Raw genomic sequence first — 22,955 nt, 5'->3', positions numbered from 1 at the left:
GGGCAGAAAGGTCGCGGAAAACGCTGTTTCTTCAGTATTTCGAGCTGTACATAAAAACTCAAATCGCGCTGACATAGTAAATCTGAGCCAAAAGCTGTTCCAAGATTCGCAATTCAGGATGGCCAGGAGGCCTTCTGATTCCATTCTCTTAAAGCTTCTTGGCCAACCCATGCTGCAACATCACTGTGCGGATAGTGGTGAGTGTTTCAGCAGTCATCACGTTGTCCGTCTTTTGGAACCTGATCAGAGGCTGCGGCTGCTTAGTCTTGCCGACAGGCGCAATCAATATGCCACCTGGTTTCAATTGCTGTATCCAGGGATCAGGTACGGCTTCGATTGCAGCATTGACCACGATGCGATCGAAGGGCCCCTGTTTTTGAAGTCCCTCGAAACCGTCTTCATGACGCGCTTTGACATTTTCAAGTTTCAAGGCGGCAAAGCGGCGTGTTGCGAGGTCGATAAGCGTTGAAAAGCGGTCCAGAGTTTCGACACGGCCAACAAGATGAGACAGGATTGCAGCTTGGTATCCTGACCCCGTCCCGATTTCCAGGACTGCGTGTTCTTGGGAAAGGTCAAGAGCCTGCATGATCAAGGCAACCAACGAAGGAGCTGAAACGGTCTGACCGCATTCTATCGGCAAGGCAGCATCTTCGTATGCAAGACTGTGATGCCGTGCTGACAGAAACAAACGACGCGGCACTCTCTCGATGGCAGCTAGAACGTTTGTTGCGCTGATACCGCGCCGTCTCAAAGCGAGGGCCAGCGCTGCGCGAGCCTCTGACTCGTCCGGTAGCGCCCTTGACCCTGACGTTGCTTCTCCGCCGGTCGGATGTCCGGCCATGCATTGCTCCCCGATACGGGATTACTGAAGTGCCCCAGCCAGGCGACTCACCAAGTCGTGGGCTGTCAGATCTATGCGTAACGGTGAAACGGAAACATATCCATCGGCAATTGCCTGCAGGTCGGAATTATCAAGAACCGAGTTACCCCTGTCCTGAAACCGTAACCAGTAGTATGGGGCCCCGCGCGTATCTGTGCGCGCATCTATCGAAAGTCCGCTCTGTTCATGATGGCCTTGCACGGTCACCTTTACACCTTTGACCGAGTCAGCATCGCATGACGGAAAATTGACGTTAAGTAGAGAATATGGCGGCAGGTCAAAGTCGATCAGTTTCCTGAACAACGCCGGTGCATGGGCTTCCGCCGTTGCAAACGAAATTTGAGAAGAAAAACCCCAATCATAGGCCTGTGAAACAGCAATGGAACGAATGCCCAGGATGGCGGCTTCCATTGCTCCAGCAACAGTCCCCGAGTAAGTCACGTCCTCTGCAAGGTTCTGGCCCCTGTTGATGCCAGAAAGCACAAGATCCGGCGCTTCCGACAGAACCTGACGAACACCCATAATCACGCAATCGGTCGGTGTTCCCTTTAGGGCAAACCGACGCTCATCAATTTGGCGAAGTCGCAGTGGATCATTGAGTGTTAGCGAATGGGCGACACCACTTTGATCCGTTTCCGGAGCGATCACCCAGACATCATCAGACAAGGTCCTGGCAATTCTCTCAAGTGACGTCAGGCCTTCAGACAGAATGCCATCGTCATTGGTGATCAAAATCCGCATTTCCGCCCTACTCCATTCAGGTCAAATTCGGCCGCAAAAAATATCCCGGTCGACACCCCGGGGGATGCCGGCCGGGAATGAAATCGTCGTGTACCGAACCCAAACCGTTCAGTTCATGCGCGATGCTAGCCGAGTTTTTCAAGGCCACCCATATAAGGACGCAACACTTCGGGAACCGTGATGGACCCGTCGCCGTTCTGGTAGTTCTCAAGCACTGCAATCAATGCGCGCCCGACAGCAATACCAGATCCGTTCAGAGTGTGAACATGAAGCGGCTGTTTGGAATCGGCCGGCCGATACCTTGCGTTCATTCGGCGCGCCTGAAAGTCCCCACAGACCGAACAGGAAGAAATTTCTCGGTAAGTGTCCTGACCTGGAAGCCACACTTCGATATCGTAGGTTTTTCGAGCGCCAAATCCCATGTCTCCCGTGCACAAGGTCATGACGCGGTAGTGCAGACCAAGTTTTTGCAGGATCAGTTCCGCACAGCCCAGCATCCGGTCCAACTCATCCAGAGACTCTTCAGGCCGGGTAACGGAAACCAACTCGCACTTGAGGAACTGGTGCTGCCTGAGCATGCCTCTTGTGTCGCGCCCTGCTGATCCAGCTTCTGACCGGAAACAATAGGTAAGAGCCGTAACACGCACCGGCAGCTGGTCATCGCTTAGGATCTCACCAGCAACCAGGTTCGTCAGCGGAACCTCAGCTGTCGGGATCAGATAGTGATCCGTGGTCGATTTGAAGAGATCTTCTTCAAACTTGGGGAGTTGGCCGGTTCCATAAAGAGGGTCCGCATTGACGAGGAGCGGCGGGGACACTTCCGTGTATCCGTTCTCTTGTGTGTGCAGATCGATCATGAATTGGCCAAGAGCCCGCTCCAGGCGCGCAATTTGTCCCTTCAACACCACAAAGCGAGAGCCTGAGAGCTTCGCTGCCGCGGCAAAATCCATGTCTCCGAGAGCTTCGCCCAGTTCGTAATGTTCTTTCGGAGCTTCATTGAAGGTGAAGGTTGGGCGTTCACCGTGGGTTTTGAGGAGAACGTTGTCTTTTTCGTCTGACCCAACGGGCACATCTTCATGCGGCAGATTTGGAATAACCGCCATGGCAGCTTCCAGATTACCGACAAGTGTGCGCTCTTCTTCTTCACCAGACTGGATGAACGCTTTGATCTGGGCCACTTCGTCGATCAACTCTTGCGCCCGGGCCTCATTGCCTGAACCCTTGGCCTTGCCGATCTCTTTTGAAGCAGCGTTGCGTCGTTCCTGGGCTTCCTGAAGCTTGGTGATATGGGAACGGCGGGAATCATCCAGCGCGATCAGCTTGGCAGCGGAGGCCTCATAACCCCTTTTTGCCAAAGCCTTGTCAAATGCGTCTGCGTTTTCCCTGATCCACTTGATATCAAACATCTTCACTTTCCGAACGACGGTCGTTGTACACTCATTCCGTCGGAAAGGCTTGAATATCGGGAACGAAGGTTAGGCGGTTTCCGCTTCTCGTTCCGCCTCACGCTGAGCGCGCTGTTTCTCCACAAGCCTGACTGACAGAATGGAGACTTCGTAGAGAAGCAACGTTGGCAGCGCAAGACCGATCTGCGAGATCGGGTCAGGAGGCGTCAAAATTGCAGCCGCAGCGAACGCACCAACAATCGCGTATTTGCGTTTCGTTTTCAGCGAAGCAGATGAAACCAGCCCTGCCCTGCCAAGCAGCGTCAGTACCACCGGCAGCTGAAAGACCAGACCAAACGCAAAGATCAAGATCATGATCAAGCCAAGATACTCACTGACCTTGGCAAGATGCTGAATGGCAACCTGCCCCTCGCGAGCCAATTGTTCCTGCGAGAGGAAAAAACCCATCGCCATTGGCATGATGAGGAAATAGACCAGACAGGCACCAATCAGAAACAGGATTGGTGTCGCGATCAGGAACGGCAGAAACGCGCCGCGCTCGTTTTTGTAAAGGCCTGGTGCCACAAACATGTAAATCTGGCTGGCAACGACAGGAAACGCGAGAAACAAAGCGCCGAAGAGCGCGAGCTTCAATTGCGTGAAGAACCATTCCTGAGGTGCAGTGAAGATCATCTCAACCGGATGCCCTTCTCCCGCTGCGCGAATATAGGGAATGGTCAGGATGTTGTATATGTCTGTCGCAAAGTAGAAGCAGATTACGAACATCACCAGAATCGCACCGATTGACCACATCAATCTTTGGCGCAATTCGATCAGGTGCTCAATCAGCGGCGCTTTGGAGTCGTCGATATCTTCCTGGCTCATGCCTTCACATCTTCCGTCGCGGGCTTACTGTCCGACTTGGCTGTTGCCTCAGCGACAGGAGCATTGCTGGTCGTCTCTGCAGGTTTGGTTGGTGCTTCAACCTCGGCCTTGGATGGCTCGGCTTCGGCTTTTTCAGAAGGTTCAGCGTCTTTTGATTTGCCGGTTGCCTTTGCGGCGTCCTCTTCGATGGACTTCTTCAAGTCACCCAAGGGATTGAAGTTGGCGACGTCCTCGACCTGTTTCTTCATGTCCGCGATATCGGCCTGCTGTTCGGCCTCACGCAGTGCATCGTTGAACGTGGACTGGAATTCGCGCGACATGCGGCGCATTTTGCCCATCGTCTGCCCGAGCGTGCGCAGCATGCGCGGCAGGTCTTTTGGCCCCACAACGATGATTGCCACGCTGGCAATCACCAAGAGTTCGGTCCAGCCGATATCGAACATGAGATGTCTCGTCCCTTAAGGAGACGCGATGCAGATTAAGATCAGCTCGCTTTGGTCTGATCTTCAGCTTTGGCGGCTGGAGCCGCTTCGCTGTTCTGATGGTCGATGGTCTTCGGGGTATCGGCTGTATCGTCTTCAGCCATGCCTTTTTTGAAGCTCTTGATCCCCTTGGCAACATCGCCCATGAGTTCGGAAATCTTTCCACGTCCGAACAGCAGAACCACGACCACTGCTATGATCAAGATCTGCCAAATACTAATGCCCATACGCCAAACTCCTGATAACCGGCTTTAAAGCCCTTGGGCCCTTCTTACAAAAAGGGCCACCTCCCTGCAATATGTCCGACATGATCATTTAATGCACTTAGACACAATGATTAATCGGATACTCATTCCCTAGACTTGGGGCGCAGGCCGTGGAAAAACAAGCACGTCTTTCGGATCAGTGGTTACTGCCACGTCCATGCCCGTCTCCCACTTGCTGCCCGCACGCACGCGCGCCTGAAGCGGCTGGTCGATGCCTTCAACGACAACGGACAGCAAATCCACTTCTCCGACGAATCGTTTTGAACGGATGCGTCCAGGTACTCCGCATAGTCCGGCAGTGCTCAAGATGACACCCTGCGGCCTGACACAAACATCGACTTTCTGTCCTGTTTCCAATTCCTCTGAAGGCAGAATTCCAAGCGGTGTTTCCACACCGGACGATGTGACGAGCCCCTGAAGCTGGTTCAATTCCGAAAAAAACCGCGCCGCAAAAAGATCGGCGGGGCTCTTGTAAAGATCAGCTGCCGTGCCGTGCTGTATCAACCTTCCTTGCCGCATCAACGCAATCTTGTCTCCCATGCGCATCGCTTCCTCCGGGTCATGGGTAACAATGATGCATGTTGCCCGCGTTTCCCGGATCACCGCCAAGGTTTCATCACGGACACTGTCCCTCAGCCGCTTGTCGAGCCCGGAAAAGGGTTCGTCCATAAGCAAGATGCCCGGGCGCGGAACAAGTGCTCTTGCAAGAGCAACCCGCTGTTGTTCACCACCCGACAGGGCGTGCGGATAGTCTTCGGCATAATCAGCGAGGCCGACGCGGCCCAATGCGCTCAAGGCGGCAGTCTTGCCCTCGGATTTGGGCAATTGCGTCAATCCGAACATGACATTGGCGAGAATGCTCATATGCGGAAAAAGCGCGTAATCCTGGAACATCAAGCCGACACCGCGCTTTTCCGGCGGAAGGAACGTTGTGTCGCCGGCAATCTCATGCCCGTTGATAAGCACCTTGCCATGGCTTTGACGTTCTACGCCGGCAGCAATGCGCATCAAAGTGGTTTTGCCGCAGCCTGAGTGGCCGAGCAGACACAGAATTTCCCCGGGAGCTATCGACAGGTTCATGTCTCTCACCGAGACGACACCGTCATAGTCGTGAGACACATTTTCAAACACGAGACCAGCCGCAATCGTTGCGCCAGCCGTTCCCGGCGCTCCCCAATTTCGCGGACGGCCATTTTCAAATAGAGTTGGATCTTGTCGAGACATCAGGTTTCGGCGGTTTCGTCCGTATCTCCGTCAAAGAGCGAACCGTCTTCAAGAGGATCTTCGTCCTCCATCAATGCCGCATCATCATTAGGTGTCGGCACCATGAACGACGCGGGAACCGCGCTGTCAAGAAGACCGGCCCCTTTAAGTTCTTCAAGTCCAGGCAGATCCTTGACATTCTCTAGGCCGAAATGAATCAGGAACTGCTCTGTGGTTCCATATGTCACAGGCCTGCCCGGTGTGCGCCGCCTCCCGCGCATGCGGATCCAGGTGGTTTCAAGAAGTACATCGAGAGTGCCTTTTGAGGTGGACACACCCCGGATTTCTTCAATTTCCGCACGAGTGACCGGTTGGTGATAGGCAATAATCGCGAGTGTTTCCAAAGCAGCGCGCGAGAGCTTGCGTTGTTCCTCGACATTTCGGTGCATCAGATAGGCCAGATCTTCTGCAGTTCTGAAACACCACTTTCCCGCCACACGTACCAGATTGACGCCACGAGAAGCATAGGTCTGCTGAAGGTCCTCCAGAAGGGACAAAACATCGGCTCCTTCCGGCAACCGGAGCGTCAACTCTTCCAGCGATAGTGGTTCCGACGAGGCAAATAGAAGTGCTTCAACCATGCGCAGGCCAGCAAGGTCAGTTGAGGCACTCTTCCCCTTTTGCACCGGGGGTTCAAGATCCAGTCTGTCCGGCTCAAATGTCATGCTCGGGCTCCTTGGCAACCGAGCGGATATAGACAGGTGAAAATGGTTCACCCTGACGGATCTCAACTTTTCCTTCGCGCACCATCTCAAGACTGGCGGAGAATGTGCTGGCAACAATCGTTGCCCAGTCTTTGTTGTCGTATAGATACTCACGCAGGTAACTGTTCAGCGGCGCCCACTCACTTATCCTGCCGACAAGCTTGGTCAACAACTCCCTGGCTTCTTGCAATGACCAGACCGAGCGCCGCAGGACCCTGACCGACGTGACGGACTGTCGTTGCCGCTGCGTCGCATAGGCAGACAGGAGATCATAAACAGATGCTTCCCAGATGCTGTTTTGCTGAACAGACATTGTCTCCGGTGCGCCCCGATGAAACACTTCCCGCCCTTGGCGGTCGCGGATCATCAGCTTTTCCGAGACGTCTCGCATGGCTTCAAGCCGGCGGAGCCTGAAGGCAAGTGCAGCGGCAAGCTCTTCGCCAGTGGGTTCGTCTTCATCGCGCTGTTCGGGGAGCAACAACTTGGATTTCAGGAACGCCAACCAGGCGGCCATGACAAGGTAGTCGGCAGCCAGTTCAAGACGCATCCGGCGTGCTTCAGCCACGAATTCCAGATATTGCTCGACGAGTTCAAGGATCGAAATCCGTGCTAGATCCACTTTTTGAGTTCGGGCCAGACCCAATAGCAAATCGAGAGGTCCCTCGAAACCTTCGACATCCACCACCAGCTGCGGATCCGACGTGGCTCGCTCTTCGGCGGAATGGACCGAACTCAGAAGATCATATGAGCCATCTTCGGCGATCTTTTCCGTAGTTTCCAATTCCGCCATTCCCGCTCCGGTCAAACGGCCTGCCAGCCGGTCAGTTCCACAAACTCATTCAAGGCTTCGTCCCGGTCAAACCCGGGTTCCGGCGCTTTCAAGCCATTCAGTGCTGTCTCGCACCGGTTTCTGGCTTCGCCTGCCAGTTCGGGAACCGCCTTGGCAACAGCAAGCATCTCTTCCATGTCTCCGTTGCAATGAAGAACAATGTCGCAACCTGCCTCAATGACCTTCCGTGACCGAGATTCATAATCACCGCCAAGCGCTTTCATCGATAGGTCGTCGCTCATCAAGCACCCATTGAATCCAAGCTCCTTGCGGATGACATCCTGAACAACCGCCGCACTTTGGGTTCCCGCCCTCTCAGCATCAATGCCTTCGTATACAATATGAGCTGTCATTCCCAATGACACGTGGGAAAGTGCCCTAAACGGGCGAAAATCCACGCTTTCCAACGAAGATTTGCTTGCTGTTACCCTCGGAAGCTCAAAGTGACTGTCAACCTGAGCCCTGCCGTGTCCAGGTATATGCTTTATGACAGGGAGAATGCCTCCCGCAACTGCTCCCTTGACCATCTCGTTTCCAAGTTTAGCAACAACTTCGGGGTCGCCTGAAATTGCCCTGTCACCGATTGCATCAACGGTTTCCGGAAAACGAATATCGAGGCATGGCAAACAGCCAATGGTAATGCCGACAGCTTCCAGGTCGTAGGCAATCAGTCTTGCCCCAAGCCAGGCTGCTCTGGTTGCTGCCTTTTCGTTGGTTTGAAACAAGTCTCCGAATAGTTTGGGGGCTGGGTATTTCGGCCAATGCGGGGGCCTCATGCGCTGCACACGCCCCCCCTCCTGATCGATAAGGACCGGTGCCGTTTTTCTGCCCGTCGCCTCTCGAAAGGCTGACGTCAAGGCGCGCGCCTGATCCGGTGTTTCGATGTTTCGGGCGAATAATATCAATCCCCAGGGGTTTTCTTTTCTGAAGAAAGACATTTCTTCTGGTGTGAGCGTCGGCCCAGAACAGCCGGAAACAAAGGCTTTGGTCATGGAACCGGATTAGCGGTCCACCTCAAGTCCGTCAAGAAAGGCTATTCGTGGCTCTTGCACCAGATCGGCGAACTTGCAAACTGTGCCGACCCACACCGCCAAGATTGGAGCCACGCATGCGCGCGCGACTTGATATTCCAGCCGGCCAGCTGCACCGGATTTCCCATAGATCTGAAATTCTTGGCAGCAACCGGCTTGGCGACACCGCAACGCGAGACATCATTGTTTATACGCCGCATGGACATGACGGAAGCGACCTTCCGCTTTTGGTGGATATCGTTGGCTTCACAGCGGGCGGTCCAGCACATGTCAACTGGAAAAACTTCGGAGAAAACGTTCCTGAGCGCCTGGACAGACTCATTTTCGACGGTGCTCTCAAGCCGGTTGTCGTCGCCTTTCCCGACTGTTTCACCCGCCTTGGAGGCAACCAGTATATTGACAGCTCAGCCATGGGCCCTTGGGGCACCTGGCTCACGACAGAGATGCTGGAAGAAGTCGAAAACCGCTTTCACTGCGGCGGCAAAGGCAAAAGAGGCCTTTTCGGAAAGTCGTCCGGCGGTTACGGCGCGATCATTCACGCAATGAAGTATCCGGATGTCTGGTCCGCTGCGGCCTGTCATTCCGGCGATATGGCTTTCGAGCTTTGTTACCTTCCGGAAATGCCGAGCGCGCTTCGCGCGATAGCAAAGGCCGGTTCGATTGAAGCCTTCGTAAAAAACTTCGAAAAAGGACCGAAATTTCCGGGAAACGCTCTTCATGACTTGATGACATTTGCGATGGCTGCCACCTATGACCCCGACCCGGATCCGGAGGTCTTTTGCGGTATCAGGCTTCCGGTAGACCCGGATACGTGTGAAATCATCGAGGAACGATGGGCCGCTTGGCTGAAATGGGATCCTGTCCAAATCGTTGAGGATCATGCCGACGCTCTAAGGTCCATGAAGGGTCTTTGGATCGAGTGTGGAGATATTGATCAGTACAATCTTGTCTACGGTGCACGCCGCTTTCACAGGAAGCTCGAAGCCGCCGGAATTGACCATGTGTATCAGGAGTTCAACGATACACACTCGTCCATCGACTACCGAATGGATGAAAGCTTGCCGTTTCTTGTGAACAGTCTGCTGGATTGACGTCATAGGATTTGCGTCAATCAACGAGGCTGCGGACTCATAATCAGAACAACACTGTTGTTGCGAGGACGATATTAGACAAGAACACAACAGGGCGCATGTTGTGGAGGCTAGTGACACAGCATCAGTTTTTCAGTCGACCATACCTGTTCTCAATTTTGTGGCAGGTAAGATGAATTTTGACGCCATTCGCGATGATGCCCATCCGGGCTTCGGTTGAAGAGCATCTGGCGCGGCTTCAGAAACAGTTGCTTGATGTGTTCGAGACGCTCGGCGTCAAACCATAACAGATGCGGCGTAGACGAACTTTCCGCTGCCCTTGAGCCACGTTGGTGCCTTCAAGGGAAACAAACGGATGATACCTGCATCCTGGGACAAACCTTTCATTCGACAAATTCCGTCAAAGGTCTGTTACGAGCCGAGAATTCCTCAACAATGTATTGCATCGAAGGTCCCCAACGCCTGCTTTATTTTGCTTTGCCAGAACGTAGCGCCGTAAGATCTTCGCTCAACATATCAATGAAGCGGCGAACGCGCGGTTCCAGCAAACGCTTATGGGGGTAAAGCGCGAGGATCGGAACTTGCCCGTGAGTGAGCCGCGGCAACACCCTCTCGAGCCGTCCCTCCGCAATATCAGCACTGACCAGTAGCCCCGGTAGCAAGACTATACCGAGGCCATCCAATGCCGTTGCCCGCAATGCTTCAGCGCTGTCAAAGCGCAGACGAACCTCACCTTGGGCACGAACCCAGCTGCCATCTTCCTCTTGCAAATGCCATCCTTGTCGTTCACTGCGGCTTGCAAACTGAATTAGGTCGTGGCGCGTGAGCTGTTCGATATTTAGAGGTCTTTCACGCCCGTCAAAATAGGCTGGGGCCGCACACAAGATCGCTTCGTCCCGCAAGAGTGTTCGTGCGATGAAACCCTGATCCGGCGCACTCACGCCGATACGGATGGCAAGATCGAAGCCCTTCTCGATGATGTTGTCGACGCGGTCGGACAGCGACATCTCGATCTGGGTCTCGGGCCATGCATTCAGATACCGGCGCACGGTGGGTAGCAACAATCTGCGCCCCAAGGCATCTGGCGCCGTGATGCGGAGGACGCCGCGGGGGACACCGCTGTCACTTGCGATGCTGTTGTCAGCGGCTTCAATCGCTTCACGGATGGCCAACCCGTGCTCGTAGAGGCGCTTTCCCTCCTCTGTCAGGTCCAGTGCGCGCGTACTTCGATTCAAAAGCCGAGCGCCATAGCCTTCCTCCAATCGTGCGATGGCTTTGCCAGCCGTAGAACGGGAAAGACCGAACATCTTACCCGCAGCAACAAAGCTCCCGGTCTCAACAACCGAGAGAAACAGGAGGATGTCGTTCACCTTCGAACCAATCATACCCAATTGTAGCAAATGGATCGGGACTGAAGCGAACAAAAATCGTTATTACGAGCCTCTAACTCTGTAGCCGTGAAACTCAGCAATGGAAACAGAGATGTCCGCTTCAATTGATCGTATGAACCCCCCAGTTCTGCCGGATGCCGGCAAGGTCGGCTATTCACAAATATCGATTGTCCAACCTGGCCCATTGGCCTTTGTGTCGGGCCAGGTTGCGTGGTGCGCCAACGGAACACCTGTTCCGGCATCGCTTGCCGAGCAGGCTGCTATCGTCACCGGGAACCTGCAAGGCGCCCTTGATGCGCTTCAGGCGACGACTGACGACATCGTTCAGATGCGCGTCTATATGACCGACCTGCAGGCTGAGACGCAAGAGATCGCCATGACCGAACTCACGCGCTTCCTCAATGGCGCACAGCCAAGCCTCACCGGTATCGGCGTAGCGGCTCTGGCAGGGCCGGACCTACAGATCGAGGTAGAAATGGTGGTGCAGGTCGCCTCCTGACCGCCCCCAACAAAAGTCATACGTATGAAACCTGCCATCTCTTCCCAAACGGGGCCAAACCGGCGCGAATTGCTGCTAGCGGCTGCCGCCGCTTCATCAGTTGCCCTACTGGCGCGCGTTGCTTCCGCTCAACCGCCAAGCGAATTTAAAGGACGAAGAGAATTGTCTACCTTCGCAACCACAGACGGAACCGAGACCTTCTTCAAGGACTGGGGTCCAAAAAACGCGCAGCCCATTGTGTTTCGTCACGGTTGGCCGCTGTCCAGCGACGATTGCGACAACCAGATGCTGTTCTTCGCCGCCAAGGGCTTTAGCAAACCGTGCTCAGTTCTATCTTGATGTGCCGACGGGCCCTTTCTTCGGTTTCAATCGAGAAGGTGCGGAGGTGAACGAGGGCCAGATTCAAAACAGGTAGCGTCAGGGTATGATGGGCAGTGCATCGGCTCACTATCAGTCCATAAAGGTCTTTTCTGAGACTGATCAGACGGAAGACCTCGAGGCAATCGACCTGCCGGTTCTGGAAATGCACGCTGAAGACATATGAAGACTTGTCCCACGTGTTCTTCGCTTCCCATCCTGATCTCGTGAATGTAGATCTTCTGGCGATCATCGAAGCCTGATCACGCATTGCTGCGGGTGAAATGCCCCCTCAGCTTTGCAAGAAGCGGCCGTAAATCCCGCATAGCGAAGACCTGATTTGTCGAACGCTCTCAGGTGCTAGAAGCTGCTGCAGTGTTTGATGCCTGTTTGGAGGTCCAGTTCCTAGGGACGACGTCTGATTGAAAATGACTGCGGCAGCGTCAAAACTGCACCACCCATGATAATCAACAAAGCGCCAAGCGCTGCGATGGGTGTCGGGATCTCTCCCCAGACCGCGAAACCGAACAGCGCGGACAACAGAACCGTTCCATAATAGATTGGCGCCAACGTTGCTGCCCCTGCACGTCTGTATGCCGAGACGTTGAGAGACTGGCCTATGATTGCAAGCGGGCCCATCCAGGCAAAAAGCATGAGTGAATCCAGAGAAATCCCTTCATTCACGATCAGCCAGACAACCGGCCCTGTCAGAACGCACGCAGCGAGCACATTTACGTAGGCCAGGATTGTTACCGTGTTCTCACGTTGGGAAATATAGCGGATAATGAGTGTTTCCAGCGCCATGAAAACCGCTCCCAACAAGGCAGCGCCGATGCCTGCAACTGCCAGACCATCGTAAGTGCCAACCGTTTCCGTGGAACGCACCACAAGCAAGGCTCCGAAGGCACAAAATGCGCCTGCGATCCAGTGCTTTCCGGTAATGATCTCCTTCAGGATCAAACCGGCCAGCCCGATCGCGATGATACCCTTTGTAAGACCGATCGCCGTCGCATCAGCCAGTGGCAGGACACTGGCGGCATAAATCGAGCATCCAAGGCCACCGATGCCGCAACACGCACGCAGGACATGCAATTTCCACAATGGGCTTAACCCGCCGGTGAGAGACACGCGCTTTACAACGGATACCCCGAGGATAGTCATGGCTCCGCCGAGGTATCGTAGCCAGACAAGAACAATCACCGGAAGCAGACCATCTGCAATCTTGCCGGCAGCAAAAATCGGAGTAAATGCAGACATCCCGGCAATAGCCAGGACAAACGCCAGTCCCGTATGCTGTTCTCTTCGGTAAGCTGAATACACCGTTTTCAATCCCAAACTTCACCAACCAGACATAAGAGGCCCATCAGCAGATTGTCAGGCTCTAAATTGCCATGGCGGGTATTCATATTTGCATCGCATTGCTGCCTCCTGTGCGAAACTGTATACTTCCAACATGAATTGGGATGACCTGAAACTAGTTGATGCCGCAGCGCGCATGCGTTCTCTGTCCGGCGCTGCCAAAGCGCTTGATATCAGCCAACCTCAATTGAGCCGGAGGCTCAAGAGCTTTGAGGACAGAGTGGGCGCCCGCCTGTTCGACAGAACGCCGGCGGGATTGAAACCCACAGAAGCCGGATTGCGCCTGATACCGCTTGCCGAGGATATGAGAAAGAAGGCCGAGGCCGCATGCCGCATATTGCCTGATTTGTCAGGCTCAACGCTCAAAGTTGTAAGAGTGGCCGTTGATGAAGTTCGCGCTCGTGTGCTCACAGATCAATTTGGTGACCTCACTGCAATGCTCGACGGTGTAGAACTTGAATTGATTTCAAGCCACCAGTCCGTCAACCATCAGAGCCGAAGCATTGAACTTCAAATCCGCAATTGCCTTCCTGAAACCGATACACTGATCGCGCGAAAGGTAGGCGAACTTGCCTATGCGGTTTACGGATCCAAGTCTTTTGTCGCGAACAATCCGTCAGCCCTCGACCCACTGGCCTATTCATCCTGCTCCTGGCTGGGTTTCACGCCTGACGATCTTTGGTATCCAGCCCATGCCAGATGGTTGGAGGAACGCCTCGACAAACCGCCTTTACTTCGCACCAACACAATGACAACGCTCATGAATATGACAGCTGCCGGCGCTGGATTATCATTGTTGCCGGTGTTCATGGGTGATGATCATCAGGACCTTGTCCGGCTTACAAAACCCATTCCGGAGCTAACGAACCCTGAGCATATAATCGTGCACCGGGACTTGCGCCGCGAACCTGCTGTTCGCCGGGCGATTGACGCAATTGCTGCTGTCTATAAATCAATGGCCTGCCGGCTGGAAGGTGCCGAAGAGGACGCCGTCGTTATTGCCGCGGAATGAAGGCCGGTCTTTGCCCGGCATTCAATCCAATCAAAATCTCTCAAACTCTGAATTCTTACTGCCTGCGTACAAAGCAGTCACCGCCCGCGCCTTTGAGACTTTCGCAGAGTGAAATCGCTTCTTCACGGGAGCCTGTGGGGATACGGGCACGGTAGAAAACACCTCGGTCCTGAACATTTGCAGACACAATTACTGCATCGCGATTTCCAAGAATACCCGGGAACTGACGCTGCAAGCCTGAATAGGCGTTGCTGGCAGCCTGCTCAGAACGTTGAGAGGTCACCTGAACTATGTAGGTTCCAGCAGGGATGCTTCCAGAATTGGTTGCCGGGGCTGCTGCAGGAGCAGTTGTTGCAGGCGCCGGTGCCGCTGCGTTTTGCTGACCCAGATTAAGCGGCCCATCGTTTTGACTTGCAGGTGCCGGAGTTGTTGCCGCGGCTGGCGCACGTGCCACTTGAACGGGTGCGGCCGGTTTCTTGCGCGGCAACACGGTCGGGACAGGCTGGACCGGTTCAACCGCAGCCGGCGTTTCAGTTCCGGCAACAATCGCAGGTGTTGTCGGCGCTGCGGCATCTGGCGTCGCGGCAACCGGTGTCTCTGCCTGAGTGGCTTGTGCCGGTGACGACGCGGGAGCAGCTGCAACAGGTGTTTCAGAAACAGATCCAGGGACGACAGGAGTTGTTGAGACGACCCTTGGAGTTTCGCTGTTGGCAGCAACCGAAGGCGCGGCTGGCGCAGGCGTAGGTGCTGCAGGCGCAGGAACAACGGGCTGTTCAACTGCGGCAACAGTCGGTTCTGGAGTTGCGACCGGGGGTGCCCCTGCTTCACCGCCGGATATGATTGAGCCGTCCGGACGCACAACAAGTGTGCGAACCCGTTTTGGCGCTCCCGGCAGAAGATCGGCATTGCCATTGGCTCCAGCCGGTGCAGGAGGCAACTCAGCCGGTTGCGGGCTCTCGGGCCTCACCAATTGATCTGGACCGGTTTCCCCCGTTCCATCAATTCTATCGTAGATAAGCTTGGCCGACTGATTGTCAGTTGGTGCCTGACTTTGCTCCGGGTAAATCTTCAGTGGTTCCTGCAAGCCGCTGATAATCGGCGGCGGTCCGCTTGGCACCTGCACCGAGCTTCCGTCCATCAGGAAAAATCCGGCAGCTCCCAAAACCGCAACACCAAGAATACCACCGGCCACAAACAGTCCCCGGCGCGACCGCTCTTGAGCCTGTGGTACAGCTTGCTTTTCCGCTGCCGGATGTGGCGGCAACACGCCCTCACCGCTCAGGCTTGGGTCACTTTCTTGCATGGCCCTTGCAACCGCGTCGAGATCATATCCCTCAGGTGGCGGCGGGGTTTCATCATCTTCAAGACGAGGAACAGAACCAGCAGCAGCCGGCCAGCTCATTTCGTCAATGTCTGCCGTAGAGGCACGCTCGTTAGCAGCGGTCTGAACTTCCTTTGCTGCTTCGTCAGCAGAAATTTGCGCTTTACGTTCAGCGGGATCAGGAAATTCAAGGTCGGCAAACAGCGCTTCGATGCCTTCTGCATCGCTTAGTGCGGCAGAACCTGCGGGCCTGACAACAGGAGCCGGCTCTGCCTCAGCCGGGTTAAGAGCTGCAAAAAGATCGCTTTCGTCGATCCTTGGCCGCCTATCATCATCGAATTGCGCGCTGACAGCAGGCGTGCCGAAGTCTGGTTCTTGCTCTGCAACTTTCTGCTCTGCTTCCCGTGCCGGGTTTGCAGACAGGTTCACCGAAAAATCGTCCCTGTTGTAACCTTTTACCGAGAGTGCCGGCTGAGCTTCAACGTCCGGCGCGCGAACGGGTTCCGGATCAACTGCGATTGCCTGTTCGAAATCGAGGTCCCGAACTTTCGGTCTGACGACGGCCTCAGTCTGCGAAATCGGATCAACGTGTGGAACTGAGAAATCCTGGGTTGGTGTCTCGATCGCCGCGGTCATTGCTGGATCAACGGTTACCGGCGTAACACTTGGCTCCGGCGTATCATCTACTGATTGCCGAAGCGCACCGATCAATTCGTCTTCAAGTTCCGCTGTTAGATTTTGTTCCAGATCCAATGCCACCGTGGGTGTCAAAGGCGCGGGCGTTTCTGGTTCCTGGGTTGCGCGCGCTTGGTTTGACGGCTGGTCGAACGTTGAAGCTTGGGGTTCGACAGATCTCTGCAGAACAGGGGCAATTCTTTCCTGTGCCGGAATGACTGATGCCACCTCTTCCGACGGTTCGCTTTCCGGAACTTTGGGCCACAAAGAAGAAACATGTGTTGAAGGCACGGTTTCGGTCGGCGACTGAGCAGCATTAGGAAAGACGGCCGGCGCTGGCGCTGCAGCTTGCGAAACCGAAGCAACACCTGGCTGATCTCCCAGTGGCGACGCGTCTCCACCCTGGTTCTGATTGTCCGCAACGGGCTGTACAGCTACAAATGAGGGCTCGATGCGACCGGAGGACTGAGAAGTCGGCACTTCTTCCTGTGGATCCTCGGCGAAATCGTTCAATCCTGCAAAATAGTCGGTACTACCAACACGACCACTACTCACATCTGCCCCCGATTGCTTGTTTTTCTGGACAATGCGAGCCAGCTCGAGCAGCGGATCCTCCGCAGCCGGACGCTCTGCGTCCGCACTCTGCCCGGCCGCATGCAAGTCTGTTCGCTTTGGTTCGTAATCTTCTGACATGAGCCTTACGAAAACCGGTCCAGTTGTGCCGCTACGATGCCAACACTGTGTGTCAAGCGGCCAAGAAAGAATCTAGCGCATTTCTTCAGGGGCATTTACGCCGAGAATCGACAATCCTGAAGCAAGCACCAAAGATATTGCACGAACCAATGCAAGACGTGCTAGGGTTAATTTGGCGTTACCAGTGTCAATAAAGCGTAAATGCGGCATTTCCTTGCCTCTATTCCAGTGACCATGCAGTGAACTCGCCAACTCATGCAGGTAAAAAGCGATTCTGTGTGGCTCATGTGTTTCGGCAGCCGCTTCTATCACTTTTGGCCATTCTGCCATCTTCGCGATCAGTTCCAGCTCACCAACATCATCAAGGAGTGCATAGTCGGCTGCTGAAAGAGCGTCGTCGCCAATATCGAGACCCTTGAGTTCTTCGGTCGCCTGCCTCAGCACCGAGCAGCAACGAGCGTGGCCGTACTGAACATAAAAGACCGGATTGTCTTTCGATTGTTCCGTGACTTTCTTGAAATCAAAATCAAGCGGTGCATCATTCTTGCGGAATAGCATCATGAACCGAATTGGGTCCGGGCCAACTTCATCGACGACTTCTCGGAGCGTGATGAACTCACCGGAGCGTTTTGACATCTTGACCGGCTCACCATCGCGCATGAGCTTTACAAGCTGGCAGAACCTGACCACCACGTCCGTTTTGCCGTCAGAAACAGCCTTTCCAACGGCCTGAAGCCGCTTGGCATAGCCGCCATGATCAGCGCCCAACACGTAGATCGCCTCTTGAAAACCCCGCAGGAATTTGTCTTGGAAGTAGGCAACGTCTGCCGCGAAATATGTGTAGGAACCGTCTGACTTCTTCAACGCTCGGTCTGTGTCATCGCCAAAGTCACTGGCACGGAACAAGGTCTGTTCCCGATCCTCCCAATCGTCCGGCACCTGTCCTTTGGGAGGTGGCAGCGTCCCTTCGTAAACAAGCCCCTTTTCACGCAGGGTGTCGAGCATGAAGTCAATTTTTGAGGCGTTGGTCCCTTCCCGTTCGTGCAGGGTTTTTTCAGAGAAGAAGATCTCGTGTTCAACACCTAACGCAGCCAAATCGGACCGGATAAGTTCGAGCATTGCAGCCATTGCACGCTCTTTCACGAGCGGAAGCCACTCGCTTTCATTCATCGTTTTCAACCTGTCGCCGAATTCGTCCTTTAGCTGAGCGCCGATCGGTTTCAGGTAGTCGCCAGGATACAATCCGGCCGGAATGTCGCCGATGTTCTCGCCGAGCGCCTCGCAATACCGCAAATAGGCACTGCGGGCGAGCGTATCGATCTGAGATCCGGCGTCATTGATGTAGTATTCTTTGACGATTTCACACCCGGCGAAAGCCAGAAGATTGGCCAGGGCATCGCCGAGAACCGCACCGCGGATATGCCCGACATGCATCGGGCCGGTGGGATTGGCTGACACATATTCCACGTTTACTTTTCGATTTTCGGCTGGATGGATACTTCCATATTTCTTGCCGAATTCCAGCACACTGCCAAGTACGCGCTGCCATACGACCGGTGCCACCCGCAAATTTATAAATCCGGGCCCCGCAATCGTCGCTTCGACAATGTCCGGATCAGCGCTCAACTTTTCAACAAGTTGCTCTGCAAGATCTCTGGGCTTCAAACCAAGAGGCTTTGCCAGAACCATTGCGGCGTTTGTCGCCAGATCACCGTGGGCAGGATCACGCGGAGCCTCCACGACGACTCGAGAAAGGTTCGGCTCATTCCCATTTGCGTCTTTAAGGTCAAATGTTTGAGTTATTTTTTTAACGCGCTGCGTAAAGTCAGCGAAGATGTTCATAGAGCACCGATCTGGTTTCGAATTTTGGTTTCCAAGCACCGTCGCGCTGCAGAGAATTTCACCTCCGGCGTCACCGGCTCTTAGACTGCCTCAGCGCCTACCCCAAATCAGGAGTATCGTCAAACAATCTGCGATGTTCTTCAATTGCATATCGATCGGTCATACCTGCGATGTAGTCGCAAATTCGCCGCGCAATTTCTGCATCGCTCAATTCATTCATGCCGATGTTCCAGGGTTCGGGCATCAGCCCCGGATCCGAATGGAATTTGCCAAACAGGTCCCGAACGACGCGGGCCACAAGCTTTCGAACGGCAAGAACATCCTCATGCCGATATACACGTGCAAACAGAAAATCCTTCACTTCGCGTTCCGCTTGGGTCATGCCGGTTGAGAACCCGACCAGACATTTACCGGCCATGCGGATGTCCTGCGCGTTCTGAGGATCCAGTTCCGACAAATTGCGCACCGCTTCCCGTATAACGTCTTCCACCATTCTTGTTATTGATCTGCGAACGATTTCATGAATGCGCCGGCTTTCTTCAAGACCCGGGTACTTAGCGTCAACTTCGGCTAGAATATTTGCCAGAAACGGAACGTCGCGCATATCTTCGATCGCAAACAAACCCGCCCTCAATCCGTCATCCAGGTCGTGTGCGTCATAGGCAATGTCATCCGCAATTGCCGCGGCCTGCGCCTCTCCGCCGGGCCAGGTGTCGAGCAGAAGGTCCTGTTTATCCGCATAGTCCCTTATCGCGAAAGGCAATACTGAGCCCTGAAACTTCCCGATCGGTTTTCCGTCCGAGCCCACCAAAGGACCATTGTGTTTAACGAGACCCTCGAGAGTTTCCCAAGCGAGATTTAATCCATCAAAGTCAGCATATCTCTGTTCCAGGTGCGTCACGACGCGCAAGGACTGCGCGTTGTGGTCGAAACCATCAAATGGTGCCATGCATTCATGCATGACGTCTTCACCTTCATGCCCGAATGGGGTGTGTCCGAGGTCGTGCGACAGCGCCAGGCACTCTGCCAGATCCTCATCCAAACGCAGTGCGCGGGCCAGTGATCGCGCAATCTGCGAAACTTCAATCGTGTGCGTCAGCCTCGTGCGGAAGTGATCGCCTTCATGATACACAAAGACTTGGGTCTTGTGCTTCAAGCGCCGGAAGGCCGAAGAATGAATTATCCTGTCCCGGTCCCGTTGAAATGGTGTTCTGGTCGGACTCTCGGCTTCTGGAAACAGACGACCGCGGCTGCGAAACGGGTTTTCCGCGTAAACCGCTCGCGATTGCGCTCCAAATCCGATATCCGCATTCATCAGTTGCCAACCTTCGCTCACTGCGTTGTCCCGTACCATCTCCCGAAGCTGCGAGATACCCACTCCATTGACGCGGGCTACTTCAAAACATACTTATCTCGATACATCAGGTTTAATGCTCTTGAATGCTCCAAGAACTCAGCGAGTCGGCTACACATGACCGAGACACTTGAAAATCGAGTAACAGTCAGCGAGCGCGCAGCCAAGCGAATTGCGTCCATTTTATCAAATGAACCTGCGGGCAGTATGCTTCGGGTCAGTGTGGAAGGCGGCGGTTGTTCCGGTTTGCAATACAAATACGACGTTGTCGGCGAAAGCGAAGACGACGATTTCGTCATTGAGAACCCGGGCGCGACGGTTTTGATCGATACGATATCCCTACAGTATATGGGTGGGTCGGAGATTGATTTCGTTGACGATCTGATTGGTCAGTCCTTTCAAATCAACAACCCAAATGCGGTGGCTGGCTGCGGCTGCGGTACCAGCTTCACCATCTAGAACCCGCAAGGCACTCTAACTGGGCTGTTGCCCCGACCCTTTCGAAACGGAGGCAACTCAGCCATGAAAATTGCGACCTGGAATATCAATGGAGTTAAGGCGCGCATTGATACGGTCCAGGATTGGCTGAAAGAAACAAATCCCGATATTGCCTGCTTTCAGGAAATCAAATCGGTTGATGAGAATTTTCCACGCCAGCCCTTTGAGGACCTCGGTTACAATGTAGAGACCCATGGGCAAAAGGGTTTTAATGGTGTTGCCCTGCTTTCCAAATCGCCGCTGGAAGACGTTCAACGGGGGCTTCCCGGAAACGATGCTGACGAACAAGCACGTTACATTGAAGCAAGCGTATCAACGGAAAGCGGCGCCATTCGTTTCGGCTGCCTTTATCTTCCCAACGGCAATCCTTTGGGCACCGAAAAGTTTCCATATAAAATAGAATGGATGGACCGACTTATTGCGCACGCCAAAGAACGGCTGAAAGACGAAACCCCGTTCTTGCTGCTTGGCGACTACAACGTCATTCCAGACCCCGTTGACGCGAAAAACCCCGAGGGATGGCTTGAGGATGCGCTTTATCAGCCGGAAAGCCGACGGCGCTTCAGAACACTTTTAAACCTCGGCCTTACGGAAGCAGTCCGTTCCTGTACAGAAGCTCCTGAGACCTACACTTTCTGGGACTATCAGGCTGGTGCATGGCAGAAGAACAATGGCATCCGCATTGACCATATACTTATGTCAGCGCAGGCGACCGATCGGATGACCGGATGTGGCATCGACAAACACGTTCGCGGTTGGGAAAAACCGTCGGACCATGTTCCGGTCTGGGTGGATCTCGCAGCCTGATTCTCTTTCATAATCCACACAGCTTTCGTGTTTCGGCCAGTTGAACTGGGCCGAAAGCAATGCGGTTGACGTCGGGACTTGCAGTGTTCCAAAGCCGTGCTAGTCTTTTGAGGTCATGGGGTAACGGATCAAACATATCCGTCCGCATTTCAAAAGTGCGGACCTTTCATTCCGGCGATGAGCAGAATGGCCGGACGCGCACGTTTGATGCCTGTCACAACGGTTTTCGTTGTCTTTCTTTTGATGAACATCGCGCCCTCATACTCACAATCCATCTCCTGCACCTGCCGGTACAAAGGTGAAGACTATGGCGTCGGCGAATCCATATGCTTGAAAAGTCCCGATGGCATGCGAGTGGCCACATGCCAGATGGTTCTCAACAATACGTCATGGAATTTCAGCAGTGCCCCTTGCCCGCTTTCGAAGCTTATGACTCCGAAAACACCGGAAACGGAAAAGCAGCCGGTGCGATCCCCCCCCTTGTCGGGCCGACATCACTCGTAACGCTGGATTACTGAGAGGGTACCTGCTGCGAGGCCAGGATGTCCGGACGGTTCTGTTCAATCCAACCGTCGGCGAGAGAACGCGCTTGCTGGCGCACGGTTTCCGGAGAAACCGCAAAATACTGTTCGTGCATGGCGTTGATCCAGCTCGCATCGCCGCCTGAGGCCTGCGCACGTGCCACCGTCATCCACATCAACCCGCGGGCCTTTTTCTTTTCGGAGTTGCCGATCTCGTAAAGTGTTTCGCCAAGGCGCGCCTGAGCTCCGACATGTCCCTTGAGCGCCGCCAGATTATACCAACGAACGGCCATGCGGCTGTTGTTGTTCTGGTACATTCGACCAAGCTGGTATTGAGCGGCTGCGTCACCAAAATAGGATGCAGCGTGTGTAAAGATCTGACGCGCACGGCTTTCACTTTGCGGAACCGCACCGTCTATTCCGGTCAGGTAGTATGAGCCGAGTGCGACAAATGCGCTGGAAACAAATGGCGCGTCTGGTGCGTCAGGTCTATCTTCACCGTGCTCACGAACGATCTGGCTGTAATACTCGAAAGCCTTCAGGTCGTCTTCCTTGACGCCGTCGCCCTTGGCGTACATCTCGCCAAGTTTCCAAGCCGCCATAGGCTGACCGTTTTCCGCAGCATATTGTAGAGAGCTGAGCGCAGCAGCCTTGTCGCCGGAATAATATTGACGCGCTCCAGCGCGCAAAGCTTCGCTGGGAGAAAGATCCTGCGGACCAATAGTTCTCGGGGCCGCCGGCTGTCCATCAAACGCCAGCGCCTCGCCTGCCATGACCGCAATCATCAACGCACCGAGCACAGTTCCGGTTTTTCCTAGGCGTTGAATCAATGAACTCTTCTTTTGCATCCCATTCACACTATTATCCGCCGGACAGAATTTATTTTTCCGACGGACGGTCTTGTTTTTTATCCGCGCCATGCGCATTTGATTTCACTGTGTCCTGTCGAGAAGTGCTCGCCGGACCCCGTTGTTTGATATGGCCAAAAATGGCCAATCAATTCGGCCTAAGTTGGGCCGTTTGCCGCCCAATTAAGACCATTTGCAGATTATTTGTGTCGCAATCCGCC

Annotated in this window: 22 protein-coding genes and 1 pseudogene; 7 read left to right on the top strand and 16 right to left on the bottom strand. The window is 54.3% G+C overall.

The window, feature by feature from the left end; all coding sequences use genetic code 11:
• Positions 1 to 148: 148 nt before the first annotated feature.
• From Q0835_RS21470 to nagZ, 10 genes are all read right to left on the bottom strand, one after another.
• The gene (locus Q0835_RS21470) at positions 149 to 841 is read right to left on the bottom strand and encodes a protein-L-isoaspartate(D-aspartate) O-methyltransferase (protein WP_298815248.1); all 693 of its coding nucleotides are present in this window, start codon (positions 839 to 841) and stop codon (positions 149 to 151) included.
• A 21-nt stretch (positions 842 to 862) separates the two neighbouring features.
• A complete protein-coding gene (gene surE, locus Q0835_RS21465; RefSeq protein ID WP_298964133.1) occupies positions 863 to 1,621 on the bottom strand; it encodes a 5'/3'-nucleotidase SurE in 759 nt (252 codons plus the stop codon).
• Positions 1,622 to 1,746: 125 nt separating this feature from the next.
• Complete coding sequence (serS, locus tag Q0835_RS21460; RefSeq protein ID WP_298964132.1) at positions 1,747 to 3,027, bottom strand: serine--tRNA ligase; 1,281 nt, start codon at positions 3,025 to 3,027, stop codon at positions 1,747 to 1,749.
• 69 nt (positions 3,028 to 3,096) lie between these two features.
• On the bottom strand, positions 3,097 to 3,891 hold the full coding sequence (gene tatC, locus Q0835_RS21455; protein WP_298815238.1) for a twin-arginine translocase subunit TatC: 795 nt from the start codon (positions 3,889 to 3,891) through the stop codon (positions 3,097 to 3,099).
• Positions 3,888 to 4,334, bottom strand: a complete 447-nt coding sequence (tatB, locus tag Q0835_RS21450; RefSeq protein ID WP_298815236.1) for a Sec-independent protein translocase protein TatB — start codon at positions 4,332 to 4,334, stop codon at positions 3,888 to 3,890. Before tatB ends, tatC begins: the two co-directional genes overlap by 4 nt.
• A gap of 41 nt (positions 4,335 to 4,375) precedes the next feature.
• Positions 4,376 to 4,600 (bottom strand): twin-arginine translocase TatA/TatE family subunit, encoded by a 225-nt coding sequence (locus Q0835_RS21445; protein ID WP_298815231.1) that lies wholly within the window; start codon positions 4,598 to 4,600, stop codon positions 4,376 to 4,378.
• 129 nt (positions 4,601 to 4,729) lie between these two features.
• Positions 4,730 to 5,863, bottom strand: a complete 1,134-nt coding sequence (locus Q0835_RS21440) for an ABC transporter ATP-binding protein (RefSeq protein WP_298964130.1) — start codon at positions 5,861 to 5,863, stop codon at positions 4,730 to 4,732.
• The gene (gene scpB, locus Q0835_RS21435) at positions 5,863 to 6,483 is read right to left on the bottom strand and encodes an SMC-Scp complex subunit ScpB (protein ID WP_298964183.1); all 621 of its coding nucleotides are present in this window, start codon (positions 6,481 to 6,483) and stop codon (positions 5,863 to 5,865) included. Before scpB ends, Q0835_RS21440 begins: the two co-directional genes overlap by 1 nt.
• A gap of 73 nt (positions 6,484 to 6,556) precedes the next feature.
• Entirely contained in the window at positions 6,557 to 7,396 is an 840-nt protein-coding gene (locus tag Q0835_RS21430) for a ScpA family protein (RefSeq protein ID WP_298815226.1), read from the bottom strand.
• An 11-nt stretch (positions 7,397 to 7,407) separates the two neighbouring features.
• On the bottom strand, positions 7,408 to 8,427 hold the full coding sequence (gene nagZ, locus Q0835_RS21425; protein ID WP_298964128.1) for a beta-N-acetylhexosaminidase: 1,020 nt from the start codon (positions 8,425 to 8,427) through the stop codon (positions 7,408 to 7,410).
• A gap of 116 nt (positions 8,428 to 8,543) precedes the next feature.
• Here nagZ and Q0835_RS21420 point away from each other — a divergent pair, with 116 nt between their 5' ends.
• Positions 8,544 to 9,557: an alpha/beta hydrolase-fold protein gene (locus tag Q0835_RS21420; protein WP_298815222.1), complete on the top strand. Its 1,014-nt coding sequence runs from the start codon at positions 8,544 to 8,546 to the stop codon at positions 9,555 to 9,557.
• 467 nt (positions 9,558 to 10,024) lie between these two features.
• On the opposite strand, the gene Q0835_RS21415 is transcribed toward Q0835_RS21420, so the two are convergent.
• Positions 10,025 to 10,942 (bottom strand): LysR family transcriptional regulator, encoded by a 918-nt coding sequence (locus Q0835_RS21415; protein ID WP_298964126.1) that lies wholly within the window; start codon positions 10,940 to 10,942, stop codon positions 10,025 to 10,027.
• Between the two features lie 97 nt (positions 10,943 to 11,039).
• Between Q0835_RS21415 and Q0835_RS21410 the strand changes: the two genes are divergently transcribed.
• Positions 11,040 to 11,447: a RidA family protein gene (locus Q0835_RS21410; RefSeq protein WP_298964125.1), complete on the top strand. Its 408-nt coding sequence runs from the start codon at positions 11,040 to 11,042 to the stop codon at positions 11,445 to 11,447.
• Between the two features lie 162 nt (positions 11,448 to 11,609).
• Positions 11,610 to 12,067: pseudogene (locus tag Q0835_RS21405) on the top strand (alpha/beta hydrolase).
• 142 nt (positions 12,068 to 12,209) lie between these two features.
• Here Q0835_RS21405 and Q0835_RS21400 read toward each other — a convergent pair.
• Positions 12,210 to 13,124 carry a DMT family transporter gene (locus Q0835_RS21400; RefSeq protein WP_363324433.1) on the bottom strand — a complete coding sequence of 305 codons (915 nt, stop codon included), beginning with the start codon at positions 13,122 to 13,124 and terminating at the stop codon, positions 12,210 to 12,212.
• Between the two features lie 133 nt (positions 13,125 to 13,257).
• Here Q0835_RS21400 and Q0835_RS21395 point away from each other — a divergent pair, with 133 nt between their 5' ends.
• A complete protein-coding gene (locus Q0835_RS21395; protein ID WP_298815208.1) occupies positions 13,258 to 14,175 on the top strand; it encodes a LysR family transcriptional regulator in 918 nt (305 codons plus the stop codon).
• 55 nt (positions 14,176 to 14,230) lie between these two features.
• On the opposite strand, the gene Q0835_RS21390 is transcribed toward Q0835_RS21395, so the two are convergent.
• From Q0835_RS21390 to Q0835_RS21380, 3 genes are all read right to left on the bottom strand, one after another.
• Positions 14,231 to 16,864 carry an SPOR domain-containing protein gene (locus Q0835_RS21390; RefSeq protein ID WP_298964121.1) on the bottom strand — a complete coding sequence of 878 codons (2,634 nt, stop codon included), beginning with the start codon at positions 16,862 to 16,864 and terminating at the stop codon, positions 14,231 to 14,233.
• A gap of 72 nt (positions 16,865 to 16,936) precedes the next feature.
• Positions 16,937 to 18,706: an arginine--tRNA ligase gene (argS, locus tag Q0835_RS21385; RefSeq protein WP_298964119.1), complete on the bottom strand. Its 1,770-nt coding sequence runs from the start codon at positions 18,704 to 18,706 to the stop codon at positions 16,937 to 16,939.
• A gap of 97 nt (positions 18,707 to 18,803) precedes the next feature.
• Positions 18,804 to 20,021: a deoxyguanosinetriphosphate triphosphohydrolase gene (locus Q0835_RS21380; protein ID WP_298815558.1), complete on the bottom strand. Its 1,218-nt coding sequence runs from the start codon at positions 20,019 to 20,021 to the stop codon at positions 18,804 to 18,806.
• 156 nt (positions 20,022 to 20,177) lie between these two features.
• Here Q0835_RS21380 and Q0835_RS21375 point away from each other — a divergent pair, with 156 nt between their 5' ends.
• The 3 genes from Q0835_RS21375 to Q0835_RS21365 all read left to right on the top strand — a co-directional run bounded on the left by Q0835_RS21375 (position 20,178) and on the right by Q0835_RS21365 (position 21,883).
• Positions 20,178 to 20,519: an iron-sulfur cluster assembly accessory protein gene (locus tag Q0835_RS21375; RefSeq protein WP_298815199.1), complete on the top strand. Its 342-nt coding sequence runs from the start codon at positions 20,178 to 20,180 to the stop codon at positions 20,517 to 20,519.
• 63 nt (positions 20,520 to 20,582) lie between these two features.
• On the top strand, positions 20,583 to 21,365 hold the full coding sequence (gene xth, locus Q0835_RS21370) for an exodeoxyribonuclease III (protein WP_298964118.1): 783 nt from the start codon (positions 20,583 to 20,585) through the stop codon (positions 21,363 to 21,365).
• 362 nt (positions 21,366 to 21,727) lie between these two features.
• Positions 21,728 to 21,883 carry a hypothetical protein gene (locus Q0835_RS21365; RefSeq protein WP_298964117.1) on the top strand — a complete coding sequence of 52 codons (156 nt, stop codon included), beginning with the start codon at positions 21,728 to 21,730 and terminating at the stop codon, positions 21,881 to 21,883.
• On the opposite strand, the gene Q0835_RS21360 is transcribed toward Q0835_RS21365, so the two are convergent.
• Positions 21,877 to 22,716 (bottom strand): tetratricopeptide repeat protein, encoded by an 840-nt coding sequence (locus tag Q0835_RS21360; RefSeq protein WP_298815190.1) that lies wholly within the window; start codon positions 22,714 to 22,716, stop codon positions 21,877 to 21,879. The genes Q0835_RS21365 and Q0835_RS21360 overlap by 7 nt on opposite strands.
• Positions 22,717 to 22,955 lie beyond the last annotated feature (239 nt).

The sequence above is a fragment of the uncultured Roseibium sp. genome (genome assembly GCF_947499295.1).
Taxonomy (GTDB): domain Bacteria; phylum Pseudomonadota; class Alphaproteobacteria; order Rhizobiales; family Stappiaceae; genus Roseibium.
This window is presented reverse-complemented; position numbering and strand designations above follow the sequence as displayed.

Bases quoted from the DNA above. Each gene is read 5' to 3' on its own strand.
- Q0835_RS21470 (WP_298815248.1), bottom strand. From the start codon at position 841: ATGGCCGGACATCCGACCGGCGGAGAAGCAACGTCAGGGTCAAGGGCG.
- surE (WP_298964133.1), bottom strand. From the start codon at position 1,621: ATGCGGATTTTGATCACCAATGACGATGGCATTCTGTCTGAAGGCCTG.
- serS (WP_298964132.1), bottom strand. From the start codon at position 3,027: ATGTTTGATATCAAGTGGATCAGGGAAAACGCAGACGCATTTGACAAG.
- tatC (WP_298815238.1), bottom strand. From the start codon at position 3,891: ATGAGCCAGGAAGATATCGACGACTCCAAAGCGCCGCTGATTGAGCAC.
- tatB (WP_298815236.1), bottom strand. From the start codon at position 4,334: ATGTTCGATATCGGCTGGACCGAACTCTTGGTGATTGCCAGCGTGGCA.
- Q0835_RS21445 (WP_298815231.1), bottom strand. From the start codon at position 4,600: ATGGGCATTAGTATTTGGCAGATCTTGATCATAGCAGTGGTCGTGGTT.
- Q0835_RS21440 (WP_298964130.1), bottom strand. From the start codon at position 5,863: ATGTCTCGACAAGATCCAACTCTATTTGAAAATGGCCGTCCGCGAAAT.
- scpB (WP_298964183.1), bottom strand. From the start codon at position 6,483: ATGGTTGAAGCACTTCTATTTGCCTCGTCGGAACCACTATCGCTGGAA.
- Q0835_RS21430 (WP_298815226.1), bottom strand. From the start codon at position 7,396: ATGGCGGAATTGGAAACTACGGAAAAGATCGCCGAAGATGGCTCATAT.
- nagZ (WP_298964128.1), bottom strand. From the start codon at position 8,427: ATGACCAAAGCCTTTGTTTCCGGCTGTTCTGGGCCGACGCTCACACCA.
- Q0835_RS21420 (WP_298815222.1), top strand. From the start codon at position 8,544: ATGCGCGCGCGACTTGATATTCCAGCCGGCCAGCTGCACCGGATTTCC.
- Q0835_RS21415 (WP_298964126.1), bottom strand. From the start codon at position 10,942: ATGATTGGTTCGAAGGTGAACGACATCCTCCTGTTTCTCTCGGTTGTT.
- Q0835_RS21410 (WP_298964125.1), top strand. From the start codon at position 11,040: ATGTCCGCTTCAATTGATCGTATGAACCCCCCAGTTCTGCCGGATGCC.
- Q0835_RS21395 (WP_298815208.1), top strand. From the start codon at position 13,258: ATGAATTGGGATGACCTGAAACTAGTTGATGCCGCAGCGCGCATGCGT.
- Q0835_RS21390 (WP_298964121.1), bottom strand. From the start codon at position 16,864: ATGTCAGAAGATTACGAACCAAAGCGAACAGACTTGCATGCGGCCGGG.
- argS (WP_298964119.1), bottom strand. From the start codon at position 18,706: ATGAACATCTTCGCTGACTTTACGCAGCGCGTTAAAAAAATAACTCAA.
- Q0835_RS21380 (WP_298815558.1), bottom strand. From the start codon at position 20,021: ATGAATGCGGATATCGGATTTGGAGCGCAATCGCGAGCGGTTTACGCG.
- Q0835_RS21375 (WP_298815199.1), top strand. From the start codon at position 20,178: ATGACCGAGACACTTGAAAATCGAGTAACAGTCAGCGAGCGCGCAGCC.
- xth (WP_298964118.1), top strand. From the start codon at position 20,583: ATGAAAATTGCGACCTGGAATATCAATGGAGTTAAGGCGCGCATTGAT.
- Q0835_RS21365 (WP_298964117.1), top strand. From the start codon at position 21,728: ATGCCAGATGGTTCTCAACAATACGTCATGGAATTTCAGCAGTGCCCC.